19 protein-coding genes are annotated in these 14,286 nt (G+C 58.5%); 9 read left to right on the top strand and 10 right to left on the bottom strand.

Annotation, left to right across the window (positions count from 1 at the left end; translation table 11 throughout):
• Positions 1-76 precede the first annotated feature (76 nt).
• From EJA71_RS27065 to EJA71_RS27110, 10 genes are all read right to left on the bottom strand, one after another.
• Positions 77-352 carry an HPr family phosphocarrier protein gene (locus EJA71_RS27065; protein ID WP_158961092.1) on the bottom strand — a complete coding sequence of 92 codons (276 nt, stop codon included), beginning with the start codon at positions 350-352 and terminating at the stop codon, positions 77-79.
• Between the two features lie 15 nt (positions 353-367).
• Entirely contained in the window at positions 368-1,225 is an 858-nt protein-coding gene (rapZ, locus tag EJA71_RS27070) for an RNase adapter RapZ (protein ID WP_158961094.1), read from the bottom strand.
• Between the two features lie 2 nt (positions 1,226-1,227).
• Positions 1,228-1,692, bottom strand: coding sequence for a PTS IIA-like nitrogen regulatory protein PtsN (gene ptsN / locus EJA71_RS27075; protein ID WP_158961096.1), 465 nt, complete (start codon positions 1,690-1,692; stop codon positions 1,228-1,230).
• An 11-nt stretch (positions 1,693-1,703) separates the two neighbouring features.
• Positions 1,704-2,012: a ribosome hibernation-promoting factor, HPF/YfiA family gene (gene hpf / locus EJA71_RS27080; protein WP_007912419.1), complete on the bottom strand. Its 309-nt coding sequence runs from the start codon at positions 2,010-2,012 to the stop codon at positions 1,704-1,706.
• A 73-nt stretch (positions 2,013-2,085) separates the two neighbouring features.
• The gene (locus EJA71_RS27085) at positions 2,086-3,579 is read right to left on the bottom strand and encodes an RNA polymerase factor sigma-54 (RefSeq protein ID WP_158961098.1); all 1,494 of its coding nucleotides are present in this window, start codon (positions 3,577-3,579) and stop codon (positions 2,086-2,088) included.
• 187 nt (positions 3,580-3,766) lie between these two features.
• On the bottom strand, positions 3,767-4,492 hold the full coding sequence (lptB, locus tag EJA71_RS27090) for an LPS export ABC transporter ATP-binding protein (RefSeq protein WP_008085069.1): 726 nt from the start codon (positions 4,490-4,492) through the stop codon (positions 3,767-3,769).
• Positions 4,492-5,037: a lipopolysaccharide transport periplasmic protein LptA gene (gene lptA, locus EJA71_RS27095; protein ID WP_158961100.1), complete on the bottom strand. Its 546-nt coding sequence runs from the start codon at positions 5,035-5,037 to the stop codon at positions 4,492-4,494. The genes lptB and lptA overlap by 1 nt, the downstream gene beginning before the upstream one ends.
• Positions 5,024-5,596 (bottom strand): LPS export ABC transporter periplasmic protein LptC, encoded by a 573-nt coding sequence (lptC, locus tag EJA71_RS27100; protein WP_158961102.1) that lies wholly within the window; start codon positions 5,594-5,596, stop codon positions 5,024-5,026. Before lptC ends, lptA begins: the two co-directional genes overlap by 14 nt.
• 8 nt (positions 5,597-5,604) lie before the next feature.
• Positions 5,605-6,129 (bottom strand): HAD family hydrolase, encoded by a 525-nt coding sequence (locus EJA71_RS27105; RefSeq protein ID WP_158961104.1) that lies wholly within the window; start codon positions 6,127-6,129, stop codon positions 5,605-5,607.
• On the bottom strand, positions 6,129-7,103 hold the full coding sequence (locus tag EJA71_RS27110; RefSeq protein ID WP_158961106.1) for a KpsF/GutQ family sugar-phosphate isomerase: 975 nt from the start codon (positions 7,101-7,103) through the stop codon (positions 6,129-6,131). Before EJA71_RS27110 ends, EJA71_RS27105 begins: the two co-directional genes overlap by 1 nt.
• A gap of 274 nt (positions 7,104-7,377) precedes the next feature.
• Between EJA71_RS27110 and EJA71_RS27115 the strand changes: the two genes are divergently transcribed.
• From EJA71_RS27115 to hisD, 9 genes are all read left to right on the top strand, one after another.
• A complete protein-coding gene (locus EJA71_RS27115) occupies positions 7,378-8,187 on the top strand; it encodes an ATP-binding cassette domain-containing protein (RefSeq protein ID WP_158961107.1) in 810 nt (269 codons plus the stop codon).
• Positions 8,187-8,984 carry a lipid asymmetry maintenance ABC transporter permease subunit MlaE gene (gene mlaE / locus EJA71_RS27120; protein WP_103303113.1) on the top strand — a complete coding sequence of 266 codons (798 nt, stop codon included), beginning with the start codon at positions 8,187-8,189 and terminating at the stop codon, positions 8,982-8,984. Before EJA71_RS27115 ends, mlaE begins: the two co-directional genes overlap by 1 nt.
• Positions 8,984-9,451 (top strand): outer membrane lipid asymmetry maintenance protein MlaD, encoded by a 468-nt coding sequence (mlaD, locus tag EJA71_RS27125; protein ID WP_007912400.1) that lies wholly within the window; start codon positions 8,984-8,986, stop codon positions 9,449-9,451. Before mlaE ends, mlaD begins: the two co-directional genes overlap by 1 nt.
• 11 nt (positions 9,452-9,462) lie before the next feature.
• Positions 9,463-10,116 (top strand): phospholipid-binding protein MlaC, encoded by a 654-nt coding sequence (locus EJA71_RS27130; protein WP_158961109.1) that lies wholly within the window; start codon positions 9,463-9,465, stop codon positions 10,114-10,116.
• A complete protein-coding gene (locus EJA71_RS27135) occupies positions 10,113-10,418 on the top strand; it encodes a lipid asymmetry maintenance protein MlaB (RefSeq protein ID WP_158961111.1) in 306 nt (101 codons plus the stop codon). The genes EJA71_RS27130 and EJA71_RS27135 overlap by 4 nt, the downstream gene beginning before the upstream one ends.
• 115 nt (positions 10,419-10,533) lie before the next feature.
• Positions 10,534-10,773 (top strand): BolA family protein, encoded by a 240-nt coding sequence (locus tag EJA71_RS27140; protein WP_008085051.1) that lies wholly within the window; start codon positions 10,534-10,536, stop codon positions 10,771-10,773.
• Between the two features lie 22 nt (positions 10,774-10,795).
• Positions 10,796-12,061 carry a UDP-N-acetylglucosamine 1-carboxyvinyltransferase gene (murA, locus tag EJA71_RS27145; protein WP_158961113.1) on the top strand — a complete coding sequence of 422 codons (1,266 nt, stop codon included), beginning with the start codon at positions 10,796-10,798 and terminating at the stop codon, positions 12,059-12,061.
• 124 nt (positions 12,062-12,185) lie between these two features.
• Positions 12,186-12,821, top strand: a complete 636-nt coding sequence (gene hisG / locus EJA71_RS27150; RefSeq protein WP_007912384.1) for an ATP phosphoribosyltransferase — start codon at positions 12,186-12,188, stop codon at positions 12,819-12,821.
• Positions 12,822-12,946: 125 nt separating this feature from the next.
• Positions 12,947-14,284: a histidinol dehydrogenase gene (hisD, locus tag EJA71_RS27155; protein ID WP_158961115.1), complete on the top strand. Its 1,338-nt coding sequence runs from the start codon at positions 12,947-12,949 to the stop codon at positions 14,282-14,284.
• The last annotated feature ends 2 nt before the right edge of the window (positions 14,285-14,286 follow it).

The raw sequence follows: 14,286 nt of genomic DNA on the forward strand, positions 1-14,286 counted from the left end.
AGCCTTCGGCAGCTCCTACATTGGAATGCGTTCACTGTAGGAGCTGCCGAAGGCTGCGATCTTTTGACTTTGGCTCTCAGCCACCTTCATCGAAGTAGTTGTTGATCAATGCCACCAGCGCATCCAGCGCTTCCTGTTCCTGATGCCCTTCAGTGCTCAGATAAATTTTGGTGCCCTTGCCTGCGGCGAGCATCATCATCGCCATGATGCTTTTGCCATCGACCGTGGTTTCGGGTGTGCGGCCCACTCTGATCTTGCAATCCGGATACTGCCCGGCCACGCCCACGAACTTGGCCGACGCGCGGGCATGCAGGCCCAGTTTGTTGATGATTTCGATTTCCAGAGCAGGCATCGCGGTGTGAATCCTTTAAGTGAGGTCGCGGTGGCGAACCTGGACGTTCTTCAGGGTTTTCTGCAGGGCCTGACCCAGGCGTTCGGTCAGGTAGACGGAGCGGTGATGCCCGCCGGTGCAGCCAATGGCAATGGTCACGTAGGCACGATTGCTGGCGGCGAAGCGCGGCAACCACTTGTGCAAGTAGGTGAAGATGTCCTGGAACATCTCTTCGACTTCAGGTTGCGCTGCCAGATACTCGGCGACCGGCGCGTCAAGACCGGATTGCTCGCGCAACTCAGGCTTCCAGTACGGATTGGGCAGGCAGCGCACATCGAACACCAGATCGGCATCGACCGGCATGCCGCGCTTGAAGCCGAATGATTCGACCAGAAACGCTGTACCCGGCTCTGGCTGATTCAGCAGGCGCAACTTGATTGTATCGCGCAGTTGATACAGGTTCAGATTGGTGGTGTTGATCTTCAGGTCGGCGAGGTCGGCAATCGGGCCGAGCAGGGCGGTTTCATCATGGATCGCCTCGGCCAGCGAACGATTGGCATTGCTCAGCGGGTGGCGACGACGGGTCTCGGAAAAACGCTTGAGCAGGGTTTCCTCGTCGGCATCCAGGTACAGCACATCGCACTGGATATGCTTGCTGCGAGCGTCTTCAAGCAGTTCGGGGAAACGGGACAGATGGCTCGGCAGGTTGCGCGCATCAATCGACACCGCCACCAGCGGCTGCGCCAGTTCAGTGTGAATCAATGCACGCTCGGCCAGTTCCGGCAGCAAGCCGGCGGGCAAGTTGTCGATGCAGTAGTAACCGTTGTCCTCAAGGACATTCAGTGCCGTACTTTTACCCGAGCCAGAACGGCCACTGACGATGATCAAACGCATGATTACTGCCCGTTTTGCTCGTCCACAACAACCTGATACAAGGCTTCGTTGCTCGAAGCGCTGCGCAATTTATCGCGCACATCCTTGCGATCCAGCATGCTGGCGATCTGGCGCAGCAACTCCAGGTGCGCATCGGTCGCAGCTTCCGGAACCAGCAATACAAACAGCAGATCTACGGGAGCGCCGTCGATGGCGTCGAAATCGATAGGTGCTTCAAGGTGCATCAGCGCACTGATGGGCGATTGGCAACCCTTGAGGCGGCAGTGAGGAATGGCGATGCCGTTGCCAAAACCGGTGGAACCCAGTTTTTCACGGGCAATCAGAGCCTCGAAGACATCTTGCATCTCCAGATCCGGGACTTCCCGGGCGATCAGGTTGGCAATTTGTTCGAGGGCTTTCTTTTTACTGCCGCCCGGCACGTTCACGAGGGAACGGCCGGGGGTCAGGATACTTTCAAGTCGGATCATGGAATGGGGGGTTATCGACCGGTCGCGCCCTGTAGGAGGCTCTGGGTCTTTTCCTTATGCTTTTTGAGTTGGCGATCCAGCTTGTCGGTCAGTGAGTCGATCGCAGCATACATGTCGGTATCTTCTGCGTTGGCGACCACTTCGCTGCCGGGAATATGCAAGGTGGCTTCGATTTTCTGCTTCAGCTTTTCGACGCACATCGTGACTTGCACGTTGGTGATCTTGTCGAAATGGCGCTCCAGTCGTTGGAGTTTTTCCTCGATGTAGGAACGCAGAGGTTGGGTCACTTCCAGTTGGTGTCCACTGATGTTGACTTGCATACAGCTTCTCCTTCGTTGCCAGTGCATAAAGCGGCAGGCTGGATAGCCTGCCACTGGAACGCTGTAACGTGGCTTACATCAACCGCTTGCGTTCGCTCGAAGGCGCGATCCCGAGGGATTCGCGGTACTTGGCGACGGTGCGGCGAGCCACCTGAATGCCTTGTGCCTCCAGTAAACCAGCGATCTTGCTGTCACTCAACGGCTTTTTCTGATTTTCCGCTGCAACGAGTTTTTTGATGATCGCGCGGATCGCCGTGGACGAGCATTCGCCGCCTTCGGAGGTGCTGACGTGGCTGGAGAAAAAGTATTTCAGCTCATATATACCACGCGGGGTATGCATGAATTTCTGCGTGGTCACCCGGGAAATCGTCGACTCATGCATGCCCACCGCTTCAGCGATGTCATGCAGAACCAGCGGCTTCATCGCTTCGTCGCCGTACTCCAGAAACCCGCGCTGATGCTCGACGATCTGGGTGGCAACTTTCATCAGGGTTTCGTTGCGGCTTTGCAGGCTCTTGATGAACCAGCGCGCTTCCTGCAACTGATTGCGCATGAAAGTGTTGTCGGCGCTGGTGTCGGCACGACGCACAAAACCGGCGTACTGCGCGTTGACCCGCAAGCGGGGCACCGACTCCTGGTTCAGCTCGACCAACCAGCGCTCGTTGTCCTTGCGCACGATAACGTCCGGAACCACGTATTCGGCTTCGGTCGATTCGATCTGTGAGCCTGGTCGTGGATTGAGGGTCTGTACCAGTTCGATGACCTGGCGCAGTTCATCTTCCTTGAGCTTCATGCGACGCATCAACTGGCTGTAGTCGCGGCTGCCAAGCAGGTCGATGTAGTCACTGACCAGGCGTTTGGCTTCCGCCAGCCACGGGGTCTTGGCCGACAGCTGGCGCAATTGCAGCAGCAGGCATTCGCCGAGGTTGCGTGCGCCGATACCGGCCGGTTCAAACTGTTGGATGCGGTGCAGGACGGCTTCGATTTCGTCCAGCTCGATGTCCAGTTCCGGGTCGAACGCTTCAAGAATTTCTTCGAGGGTTTCGTCGAGGTAGCCCTGATTGTTGATGCAATCGATCAGGGTTACAGCGATCAGGCGATCGGTGTCGGACATCGGTGCGAGGTTCAGTTGCCACAGCAGGTGGCTTTGCAGGCTTTCGCCGGCGGAGGTGCGGGTGGTGAAATCCCACTCGTCATCATCGCTGCTCGGCAGGCTGCTGGCACTGGTCTGATAGACGTCTTCCCAGGCTGTGTCGACCGGAAGCTCGTTGGGAATGCGTTCGTTCCATTCGCCGTCCTCGAGGTTATCTACCGTCGGGGCCGTTTCCTGATAGGAGGGTTCCTGGATCTCGGTGTTGGGCTTTTGCTCGACGTTGTCGGCCATCGGATCGGAATTGTCGAAGTCGTCGCCTTCTTCCTGGCGTTCGAGCATCGGATTGGACTCCAGAGCCTCCTGGATTTCCTGTTGCAGATCCAGGGTCGACAATTGGAGCAGGCGGATGGCCTGTTGCAGCTGCGGTGTCATCGTCAGCTGCTGGCCCATTCTCAAGACTAGCGATGGTTTCATGGCAGGGGCTTAACACCTTATTCGCCGGCGCTATGCGCCATCCACTACAGGGCGCCGAAGCGCCAAACTTAAGCAAATTATATGCCTGAAACTGAAGTGTTTGCCTAGAGCGCTGTAACAATTAAAGCGTATAAAAAGCTGCTTCATCGATACAGCACCCTCGCTAATCACCAGGATGCTGTCGCGCTTACAGGCGGAACTCGTGACCCAGATAGACTTCCTTGACCAGATCGTTGGCCAGGATGGTTTCCGCGTCACCTTCGGCGATCAATTGACCGTCGTTGACGATGTAAGCGGTTTCGCAGATATCCAGCGTCTCACGCACGTTGTGGTCGGTGATCAGTACACCGATGCCTTTGGCTTTGAGGTGATGGATGATCTGCTTGATGTCGCCGACCGAAATCGGGTCGACACCGGCGAACGGTTCGTCGAGCAGGATGAATTTCGGTGCAGTCGCCAGCGCACGGGCGATTTCCACCCGGCGGCGTTCACCACCGGACAAGCTCATGCCGAGGTTGTCGCGGATGTGGCTGATGTGGAATTCCTGCAGCAGGCTTTCCAGCTCCTTGCGGCGGCCAGCCTTGTCGAGTTCCTGGCGGGTCTCGAGGATCGCCATGATGTTGTCGGCCACTGAGAGTTTGCGGAAGATCGACGCTTCTTGCGGCAGATAGCCGATACCAGCTTTGGCACGACCGTGCATTGGCTGATGGCTGACGTCCAGGTCATCGATCAGTACGCGGCCCTGATCGGCCTGCACCAGGCCAACGATCATGTAGAAGCACGTGGTCTTGCCGGCGCCGTTGGGGCCGAGCAGGCCGACGATCTGGCCGCTGTCGATCGACAGGCTGACGTCACGCACGACCTGGCGGCTTTTGTAGGCCTTGGCCAGGTGCTGAGCTTTCAGAGTTGCCATTACTGGGGTTTCTCGTCGGTTTTCTTCTTCGGCTGGATCACCATGTCGATGCGCGGACGCGCCTCGGTGACTTTGCTGCCGGTAGCGCGACCGGCGCTGGCCAGTTTCTTCACGGTGTCATAGACGATTTTCTCGCCCTGAGTCGTGTTGTTGTCCTTGTCGACCACCTTGGCCTTGTCGATCAGTACGACGCGGTTTTGTGCGGCGTGGTACTGGATCGTCACGCCCCAGCCCTGCACGGGCTTGGTGTCACCTTGAGTTTGCAATTGCTCAAAGTAAGCAAGGTTGCCCACCGAAGTCACCACGTCGATATCGCCGGCCGGTGTGCGGGTGATGGTCACCGTGTTGCCTTTAACGATCATCGAACCCTGGGTGATGATCACATCACCTTTATAGGTGGCGATGCCGTTCTTGTCGTCCAGTTGGGCGTCGTCGGCCTGAATGCGGATAGGTTGCTGCTGATCGTTCGGCAGAGCCCAGGCGCTCACGCTTCCCAGTGCTGCGCCCAGACTGAGCAAAATAGGGAGGGTTTTAACGAGCCTCATACTGTCCTCTTACGTTCGATAGCAGGTGTATCCTGCTTTCCTTCAGGTACGCTTTCATTCCAACGCCAGTCGATACACCGCCGGCGCCGTCGATTCTAACGGGTTGCTCGGTCTGCGCATATTGCTCCTGCGGGAACACTGTCATGCGAGTGGAGGTGACCAGCAGATCGCGGTTCTTTTCATCGGTACGTTTGATGCGTACCGAATCGATCAATTCAACCTGGGTGCCGCCGGAGTTCACTTCGCCGCGCTCACTGGTCACGTGCCACGGAAAATCCGTGCCGCGGTACATGTTCAGGTCGGGTTTGGTGACCAGGGTGATATCGGTGGCCTTGACGTGTTCAGCCTTGTCCGACGTCATTTCATACTGCACCTTGCCGTCCGGCAGGTATTGCAGGGTATGAGTGTTGGTTGCATACCAGTCGATAGGGTTATCTACCGATGCGGTCGGAGGCTTGTCGAGGAAGCGCTCCGGACTGATGTTCCAGTAGCCGACGGCGGCGAAAATCGCCGCGATGCAGCCGAACAACAGAAAGTTACGAAATTTTTTGCTAAACATGGTTTGGCTCACAGGTACGCAGCGTTGGCGGCATCGAGGCTGCCTTGGGCGCGCAGGATCAATTCGCAGAATTCGCGGGCGGCACCTTCGCCGCCACGGGCGCGGGTAACGCCGTGGGCGTGTTCGCGGACGAAGTCGGCAGCGTTGGCAACCGCCATGCCCAGGCCGACGCGGCGGATCACCGGCAGGTCAGGCAGGTCGTCACCCAGGTAGGCGACTTCTTCATAGCTTAGGCCCAGTTGTGCGAGCAAGCCGTCGAGCACCACCAATTTGTCTTCACGCCCCTGAAACAGGTGCGGGATGCCGAGGTTTTTGGCGCGGCGTTCGACCACCGGGGTCTTGCGACCGCTGATAATGGCTGTTTGTACGCCGGCATTCATCAACATTTTGATGCCTTGGCCGTCGAGGGTGTTGAAGGTCTTGAATTCGCTACCGTCTTCGAGGAAGTACAAACGGCCATCGGTCAGGACGCCATCGACGTCGAAAACCGCCAGTTTGATCGCTTTGCCGCGTTGCAGCAGATCGTTGCTCATTACATGACTCCTGCGCGCAGTAGATCGGAGAGGTTGAAGGCGCCGATCGGGCGATCCTCCTCATCGACGACTACCAACGCGTTGATTCGATGATCTTCCATGATTTTCAGGGCTTCGGCGGCGAGCATCTCGGGCCGTGCAGTCTTGCCGTGTGCGGTCATCACCTGATCGATGGTGGCGCTGCGGATGTCGATGCTGCGATCCAGCGTGCGGCGCAAATCACCGTCGGTGAAGATCCCGGCCAGTTTGCCATCGGCTTCGAGAATCACGGTCATGCCCAGACCCTTGCGGGTCATTTCCATGAGTGCGTCCTTGAGCAGCGTGCCGCGCTGCACCTGCGGCAATTCCGCGCCGGCGTGCATAACGTTTTCCACTTTCAGCAGCAGTCGACGACCCAATGCGCCGCCCGGATGCGAGAAAGCGAAATCTTCTGCCGTAAAACCGCGCGCTTCGAGCAGGGCAACCGCCAAGGCGTCGCCCATGACCAGGGCTGCGGTAGTCGAGGACGTCGGCGCCAGATTCAGCGGGCAGGCTTCATGCTCGACGTGAACGTTGAGGTTGACCTCGGCAGCCTTGGCCAGTGGCGATTGTGGGTTGCCGGTGACGCTGATCAACTGGATGCCCAAGCGTTTGATCAACGGCAGCAGGGTCACGATTTCGTTGGTCGAACCGGAGTTCGACAAGGCCAGGATCACGTCATCGCGGGTAATCATGCCCATGTCACCGTGGCTGGCCTCAGCCGGGTGGACAAAAAAAGCAGGGGTGCCGGTGCTGGCCAGGGTCGCGGCAATCTTGTTGCCGATATGCCCGGACTTGCCCATCCCGACCACGACCACGCGGCCTTTGCTGGCCAGAATCAACTCGCAAGCGCGTACGAAATCGGCGTCGATATGGGGCAATAAGCCTTGTACGGCTTCCACTTCGAGGCGGATGGTGCGTTGTGCCGATTGAATCAGGTCGCTGGTTTGGCTCATGTCTGAAATCGTATAGCCCGATGAAAAGGCGGCGATTATAGCGGTTATGTTGCAAAGCCTCACGCAAGTTCGTCGTGCTTTGTCATTACTCGTTACCAAAACCCCTTAAAAGTGGCTGCGGCCCTGTCGCGTCGCTGATTACGGCAGGGTTCATGCTTGGGCGCTCGGCCTTAGCAGTGATATAGTTCGCCGCCAGTTCGGCCTGCCCGGGATGTAGGTGCTTTCAGAAGAAAGCCAGGCGTCCGAGTGAGAGGCTGCATCGCAAGGAGTTTAGATGAGTGCCGATAACGCCTACGCGGTCGAGCTGAAGGGAGTCTCCTTCAAGCGCGGTGCGCGCAGCATTTTCAATAACGTCGATATTCGCATCCCGCGCGGCAAGGTCACCGGCATCATGGGGCCTTCCGGGTGTGGCAAGACCACGCTGCTGCGGTTGATGGGCGCACAATTGCGTCCCACCAGCGGCGAAGTCTGGGTCAACGGTCAGAACCTGCCGCAGTTGTCGCGCAGTGATTTGTTCGATGCGCGCAAGCACATGGGCGTGCTGTTTCAGAGCGGCGCGCTGTTTACCGATCTCGATGTCTTCGAGAACGTTGCTTTTCCCCTGCGCGTTCATACCGAGTTGCCGGAAGAAATGATCCGCGACATCGTCCTGCTCAAATTGCAGGCGGTCGGTTTGCGCGGTGCTATCGAGCTGATGCCCGATGAGCTGTCCGGCGGCATGAAACGTCGTGTCGCGCTGGCACGGGCCATTGCGCTCGACCCGCAGATTCTCATGTACGACGAACCGTTCGTCGGTCAGGATCCGATCGCCATGGGCGTGTTGGTGCGCCTGATACGTCTGCTCAATGATGCGCTCGGGATCACCAGTATCGTGGTCTCCCACGATCTGGCCGAAACCGCAAGCATCGCCGACTACATCTATGTAGTGGGTGATGGTCAGGTATTGGGGCAGGGCACGCCGGACGAATTGATGAATTCGGATGAGCCGCGTATTCGTCAATTCATGACCGGTAATCCCGATGGCCCGGTGCCGTACCATTTTCCAGCGACGGATTACCGCGCAGATCTTCTGGGGAAGCGCTGATGCGCAGAATTTCATTGATAGAACGCGTTCGCCGGTTCGGCGAAGCGGCGATCGATGCCATTGCGGTGTTTGGTCGTGCCACGCTGTTCCTGTTTCATGCCTTGCTGGGGCGCGGCGGTATCAGCGGCGGTTTTGGTCTGTTGGTCAAACAGCTGCATTCGGTCGGCGTGATGTCGTTGGTGATCATTGTCGTTTCCGGCATTTTCATCGGCATGGTCCTCGCGCTGCAGGGCTTCAGCATTCTGTCGAGCTACGGTTCGGAGCAAGCCGTGGGGCAGATGGTTGCCTTGACCTTGCTGCGTGAACTCGGCCCGGTCGTGACGGCGCTGTTGTTCGCCGGACGTGCCGGTTCGGCGCTGACTGCGGAAATCGGCAACATGAAGTCCACCGAGCAGCTTTCCAGTCTGGAAATGATCGGTGTCGACCCGCTCAAGTACATCATTGCCCCGCGCCTGTGGGCCGGCTTCATTTCCCTGCCGGTGCTGGCGATGATTTTCAGCGTGGTGGGTATCTGGGGCGGTTCGTGGGTGGCTGTCGACTGGCTGGGCGTGTATGAAGGTTCCTACTGGGCGAACATGCAGAACAGCGTGAACTTCACCAGTGACGTGCTCAACGGCGTCATCAAAAGTATCGTTTTCGCCTTTGTCGTCACCTGGATCGCCGTATTCCAAGGCTATGACTGTGAGCCCACTTCCGAGGGCATCAGTCGCGCCACTACCAAGACCGTGGTATTTGCTTCGCTGGCAGTGCTCGGCCTGGACTTTATTCTGACCGCTTTGATGTTTGGAGATTTCTGATGCAAAACCGCACCCTGGAAATCGGTGTCGGCCTGTTCCTGCTGGCAGGGATCCTGGCTTTGCTGCTGCTTGCTTTGCGGGTTAGTGGCCTGTCTCCGACTTCGACCACCGACACCTATAAACTTTATGCGTATTTCGACAATATCGCCGGTTTGACGGTCAGAGCCAAAGTGACCATGGCCGGTGTGACCATCGGCAAGGTCACGGCTATCGATCTGGATCGCGACAGCTTCACCGGTCGGGTAACCCTGCAAGTGGATAAAAAGGTCGACAACCTGCCGACCGACTCCACAGCGTCTATCCTGACCGCTGGCCTGTTGGGTGAGAAGTACATCGGTATCAGCGTCGGCGGGGAAGACAAACCGTTGAAGGATGGTGGAACCATTCACGACACGCAGTCGTCTCTGGTACTGGAAGACCTGATTGGTAAATTCCTGCTCAATACCGTTAGCAAAGACGCCAAATGAGGAGCTTTTGAATGATCTCTATCTTGCGACGTGGCCTGTTGGTGTTGCTCGCGACACTGCCGATGATGGCTAACGCTGCTCCTGGGCAATCCGCGCACGATCTGGTTCAGGACACCACGAACCGGATGCTGGCCGATCTGGCAGCCAACAAAGAAAAGTACAAGCAGGATCCGACTGATTTCTACGCGGCGCTCAACAGCATCGTAGGACCGGTTGTGGATGCCGAGGGCATCTCCAAGAGCATCATGACCGTCAAGTATTCGCGCAAGGCTACGCCGGCGCAGATGCAGCGGTTCCAGGAAAACTTCAAGCGCGGCCTGTTTCAGTTCTACGGCAACGCCCTGCTTGAGTACAACAACCAGGGCATCACCGTTGATCCTGCCAAGGATGAGTCGGGCGACCGCACCAGCGTCAACATGACCGTCAAAGGCAGTAGCGGCGCGATCTATCCTGTGCAGTACACGCTGGAGAAGATCAACGGCGAGTGGAAACTGCGCAACGTGATCATCAACGGTATCAACATTGGCAAACTGTTCCGTGATCAGTTCGCCGACGCGATGCAGCGCAATGGCAATGATCTGGACAAGACCATCGACAACTGGGCGGGTGAAGTGGCCAAGGCCAAGGAAACCACCGAGAAAGCTGCCGAGAAACCAGCACAATGAGTGAGGCCGCAGTTCGTATGAGTGATGTCGACGAGCTTCTGCTCAGCGGAGTGCTGGATTACCGCACCGGCCCGGACTTGCGCAAGGAAGGCCAGGCATTGATCAAGTCGAGCAAGGCGGCAACGCTGGTCATCGATTGCTCGGCGGTGAAGAAGTCCAGCAGCGTCGGCTTGTCGTTGCTGCTGTGCTTCATGCGCGATGCCAAAGCGGCCGGCAAGGCTGTGAGCATTCGTGCGATGCCCGAAGATATGCGCGAAATCGCTCAGGTCAGTGAGCTGACCGAACTGTTGGCGCACCCCTGAACCCACATCTATAAAGAAGCCCCCCGTCAGAGTCCTGCCATGCGGGGTTCGCAGGCGCGGGGCTTTTTTGTATGATGTCCGACCCGTGCGCACAGGGCGCCGATTGAGGTTGAGCATGCAGGCCGTAGAAGTGAAGAGCTTCCTTGAAGGAAAGCTGCCCGGAACGTTGGTAGAAGTTGAGGGCGAAGGCTGCAATTTCCAGCTGAACGTGATTAGCGATGAACTGGCGGCGTTGAGCCCGGTGAAGCGTCAGCAGCAGGTCTATGCCCATTTGAACCCGTGGATCACCGATGGCAGCATCCACGCGGTCACTATGAAATTTTTCAGCAGCGCGGCCTGGGCCGAGCGCACCTGAGCCTAAGGGCGTCGAGATTCTTATGGATAAATTGATTATTACCGGTGGCGCTCGTCTTGATGGCGAGATCCGCATTTCCGGCGCAAAAAACTCCGCCCTGCCGATCCTGGCCGCCACCCTGCTGTGCGATGGCCCCGTGACCGTTGGCAACCTGCCGCACCTGCACGACATCACCACCATGATCGAGCTGTTCGGTCGCATGGGCATCGAGCCGGTGATCGACGAGAAGCTTAGCGTCGAAATCGATCCGCGCACCATCAAGACCCTGATCGCCCCGTACGAACTGGTGAAAACCATGCGTGCGTCGATTCTGGTACTGGGCCCGATGGTTGCCCGTTTCGGTGAAGCCGAAGTTGCACTGCCTGGCGGTTGCGCCATCGGTTCGCGTCCGGTTGACCTGCACATCCGTGGTCTTGAAGCCATGGGCGCGGTCATCGACGTCGAAGGCGGCTACATCAAGGCCAAGGCGCCTGAAGGCGGCCTGCGCGGTGCACACTTTTTCTTCGATACCGTCAGTGTGACCGGTACCGAGAACATCATGATGGCTGCTGCGCTGGCCAAAGGCCGTAGCGTGCTGCAGAACGCCGCTCGCGAGCCTGAAGTGGTCGACCTGGCCAACTTCCTCAACGCCATGGGCGCCAAGGTTTCCGGCGCTGGCACCGACACCATCACCATCGATGGCGTAGAGCGTCTGGGTTCGGCTTTCTATAAGGTCATGCCTGACCGTATCGAAACCGGCACCTACCTGGTGGCTGCTGCCGTCACCGGTGGCCGCGTCAAGGTCAAGGACACCGATCCGACCATCCTCGAAGCCGTTCTGGAAAAACTTCGTGAAGCAGGCGCAGAAATCACCACCGGTGAAGACTGGATCGAGCTGAACATGCACGGCAAGCGTCCGAAAGCAGTCAACGTGCGCACCGCGCCGTACCCTGCGTTCCCGACTGACATGCAGGCGCAGTTCATCTCGCTCAACGCCATTGCCGAAGGCACGGGTGCGGTGATCGAGACGATCTTCGAAAACCGCTTCATGCACGTATACGAACTGCACCGCATGGGCGCCAAGATCCAGGTCGAAGGCAACACGGCCATCGTCACCGGTACTGAAGTCCTCAAGGGCGCGCCAGTGATGGCCACCGACCTGCGTGCTTCGGCCAGCCTGGTGATCTCGGCGCTGGTTGCCGAAGGCGACACGCTGATCGATCGCATCTACCACATAGACCGTGGTTACGAGTGCATCGAAGAAAAACTGCAGATGCTGGGCGCCAAGATCCGTCGCGTTCCGGGCTGATTGCTGCATTGGGACACAGGGACGTGTCCACTGAGTTTAAGAGTCGAGCCGGTTTCCGGCTCGATGTGTGTCCGGCGCCGATTGCGACCGGACATGAGTACCTTGATAAGGACTGACGTTTCCCATGTTGACCATCGCACTGTCCAAGGGCCGCATCCTTGACGACACCCTGCCGCTTCTCGCCGAAGCGGGCATCGTGCCGACCGAGAATCCGGACAAGAGCCGCAAGCTGATCATCCCCACGACTCAGGACGATGTTCGTCTGCTGATCGTACGTGCCACCGATGTGCCGACCTATGTCGAGCATGGCGCGGCCGATTTGGGCGTGGCCGGTAAAGACGTGCTGATGGAATACACCGGCCAAGGCTTGTACGAGCCATTGGATCTGCAGATTGCCCAGTGCAAACTGATGACCGCCGGCAAGATCGGCGCGCCGGAGCCCAAGGGCCGTCTGCGCGTGGCGACCAAGTTCGTCAACGTTGCCAAGCGTTACTACGCGGAGCAGGGCCGTCAGGTCGACATCATCAAACTGTACGGTTCGATGGAACTGGCACCGCTGATCGGTCTCGCTGACAAGATCATCGACGTGGTCGACACCGGCAACACCCTGCGCGCCAACGGCCTGGAACCTCAGGAATTGATCGCCACGATCAGCTCGCGCCTGGTGGTCAACAAGGCTTCGATGAAAATGCAACACGCCCGAATCCAGGCGTTGATCGATACCCTGCGCAACGCAGTGGAATCGCGACACCGCGGCTGATTCACCTGCGCGACGTTAAGTCGCGCCCGTCTATCCGCCTCATAGCCAGAATCTCAGGTGCCCAAGCGGAAACGACTGCTAAGTTAGGGCGCCTGAGTTTTTGCCATTCCTATGAGGCTCTCGCTATGACCGCAACGACTGCAATTCGCCGACTCAACGCTGCTGACCCGGATTTCGCGCATCATCTGGATCATCTGCTGAGCTGGGAAAGTGTGTCTGACGACTCGGTCAATCAGCGGGTGCTGGACATCATCAAGGCTGTGCGCGAGCGCGGTGACGCGGCGCTGGTCGAGTTCACCCAGAAATTCGACGGCCTCGAAGTGGCGTCGATGGCCGACCTGATCCTGCCGCGCGAGCGTCTCGAACTGGCGCTGACGCGCATTACCGTGGCACAGCGCGAAGCACTGGAAAAAGCCGCGGCCCGCGTGCGCAGCTACCACGAAAAGCAGAAACAGGATTCCTGGAGCTACACCGAGGCCGACGGCACCGTGCTGGGCCAGAAGGTCACGCCGCTGGATCGCGCCGGTCTGTATGTGCCGGGCGGCAAGGCCTCGTACCCGTCGTCGGTATTGATGAACGCGATTCCGGCCAAGGTCGCCGGTGTGACCGAAGTGGTCATGGTCGTGCCGACCCCGCGCGGTGAAATCAACGAACTGGTGCTGGCGGCGGCGTGCATCGCTGGCGTTGACCGGGTGTTCACCATCGGTGGCGCACAAGCGGTTGCGGCTCTGGCTTACGGCACCGAAAGCGTCCCGCAAGTCGACAAAGTCGTCGGCCCGGGCAACATCTATGTCGCCACGGCCAAACGCCACGTATTCGGTCAAGTCGGCATCGACATGATCGCCGGTCCTTCGGAAATTCTCGTGGTGTGCGACGGTCAGACCGATCCGGACTGGATCGCCATGGACCTGTTCTCGCAAGCCGAGCACGACGAAGACGCCCAGGCGATTCTGGTCAGCCCGGACGCCGAATTCCTCGACAAGGTTGCCGCCAGCATCGACAAACTGCTGCCGACCATGGATCGCGCGACCATCATCGAAACTTCGATCAATGGCCGTGGTGCGCTGATTCACGTGAAAGACATGGCGCAAGCCATCGAAGTCGCCAACCGCATCGCCCCAGAACACTTGGAACTATCGGTCGCTGACCCCCAGGCCTGGCTGCCGCAGATCCGCCACGCCGGCGCGATCTTCATGGGCCGTCACACCTCCGAAGCGCTGGGCGATTACTGCGCAGGCCCGAACCACGTGTTGCCGACTTCTGGCACTGCGCGGTTTTCGTCGCCGCTGGGTGTGTACGACTTCCAGAAGCGTTCGTCGATCATCTTCTGCTCTGAGGCCGGTGCTTCCGAGTTGGGTAAAACCGCATCGGTTCTGGCCCGTGGCGAGTCGCTGAGCGCTCACGCGCGCAGCGCCGAATACCGCATCAAAGACGAAGACTTTCTACAAGGGCAGGGGAACTGAGC

This window comes from Pseudomonas sp. PB106 (genome assembly GCF_009764645.1).
Lineage (GTDB): Bacteria > Pseudomonadota > Gammaproteobacteria > Pseudomonadales > Pseudomonadaceae > Aquipseudomonas.

What these genes read in the sequence shown, in the direction of transcription:
- EJA71_RS27065 (WP_158961092.1), bottom strand. Translation starts at nt 352, where the DNA reads ATGCCTGCTCTGGAAATCGAAATCATCAACAAACTGGGCCTGCATGCC.
- rapZ (WP_158961094.1), bottom strand. Translation starts at nt 1,225, where the DNA reads ATGCGTTTGATCATCGTCAGTGGCCGTTCTGGCTCGGGTAAAAGTACG.
- ptsN (WP_158961096.1), bottom strand. Translation starts at nt 1,692, where the DNA reads ATGATCCGACTTGAAAGTATCCTGACCCCCGGCCGTTCCCTCGTGAAC.
- hpf (WP_007912419.1), bottom strand. Translation starts at nt 2,012, where the DNA reads ATGCAAGTCAACATCAGTGGACACCAACTGGAAGTGACCCAACCTCTG.
- EJA71_RS27085 (WP_158961098.1), bottom strand. Translation starts at nt 3,579, where the DNA reads ATGAAACCATCGCTAGTCTTGAGAATGGGCCAGCAGCTGACGATGACA.
- lptB (WP_008085069.1), bottom strand. Translation starts at nt 4,492, where the DNA reads ATGGCAACTCTGAAAGCTCAGCACCTGGCCAAGGCCTACAAAAGCCGC.
- lptA (WP_158961100.1), bottom strand. Translation starts at nt 5,037, where the DNA reads ATGAGGCTCGTTAAAACCCTCCCTATTTTGCTCAGTCTGGGCGCAGCA.
- lptC (WP_158961102.1), bottom strand. Translation starts at nt 5,596, where the DNA reads ATGTTTAGCAAAAAATTTCGTAACTTTCTGTTGTTCGGCTGCATCGCG.
- EJA71_RS27105 (WP_158961104.1), bottom strand. Translation starts at nt 6,129, where the DNA reads ATGAGCAACGATCTGCTGCAACGCGGCAAAGCGATCAAACTGGCGGTT.
- EJA71_RS27110 (WP_158961106.1), bottom strand. Translation starts at nt 7,103, where the DNA reads ATGAGCCAAACCAGCGACCTGATTCAATCGGCACAACGCACCATCCGC.
- EJA71_RS27115 (WP_158961107.1), top strand. Translation starts at nt 7,378, where the DNA reads ATGAGTGCCGATAACGCCTACGCGGTCGAGCTGAAGGGAGTCTCCTTC.
- mlaE (WP_103303113.1), top strand. Translation starts at nt 8,187, where the DNA reads ATGCGCAGAATTTCATTGATAGAACGCGTTCGCCGGTTCGGCGAAGCG.
- mlaD (WP_007912400.1), top strand. Translation starts at nt 8,984, where the DNA reads ATGCAAAACCGCACCCTGGAAATCGGTGTCGGCCTGTTCCTGCTGGCA.
- EJA71_RS27130 (WP_158961109.1), top strand. Translation starts at nt 9,463, where the DNA reads ATGATCTCTATCTTGCGACGTGGCCTGTTGGTGTTGCTCGCGACACTG.
- EJA71_RS27135 (WP_158961111.1), top strand. Translation starts at nt 10,113, where the DNA reads ATGAGTGAGGCCGCAGTTCGTATGAGTGATGTCGACGAGCTTCTGCTC.
- EJA71_RS27140 (WP_008085051.1), top strand. Translation starts at nt 10,534, where the DNA reads ATGCAGGCCGTAGAAGTGAAGAGCTTCCTTGAAGGAAAGCTGCCCGGA.
- murA (WP_158961113.1), top strand. Translation starts at nt 10,796, where the DNA reads ATGGATAAATTGATTATTACCGGTGGCGCTCGTCTTGATGGCGAGATC.
- hisG (WP_007912384.1), top strand. Translation starts at nt 12,186, where the DNA reads ATGTTGACCATCGCACTGTCCAAGGGCCGCATCCTTGACGACACCCTG.
- hisD (WP_158961115.1), top strand. Translation starts at nt 12,947, where the DNA reads ATGACCGCAACGACTGCAATTCGCCGACTCAACGCTGCTGACCCGGAT.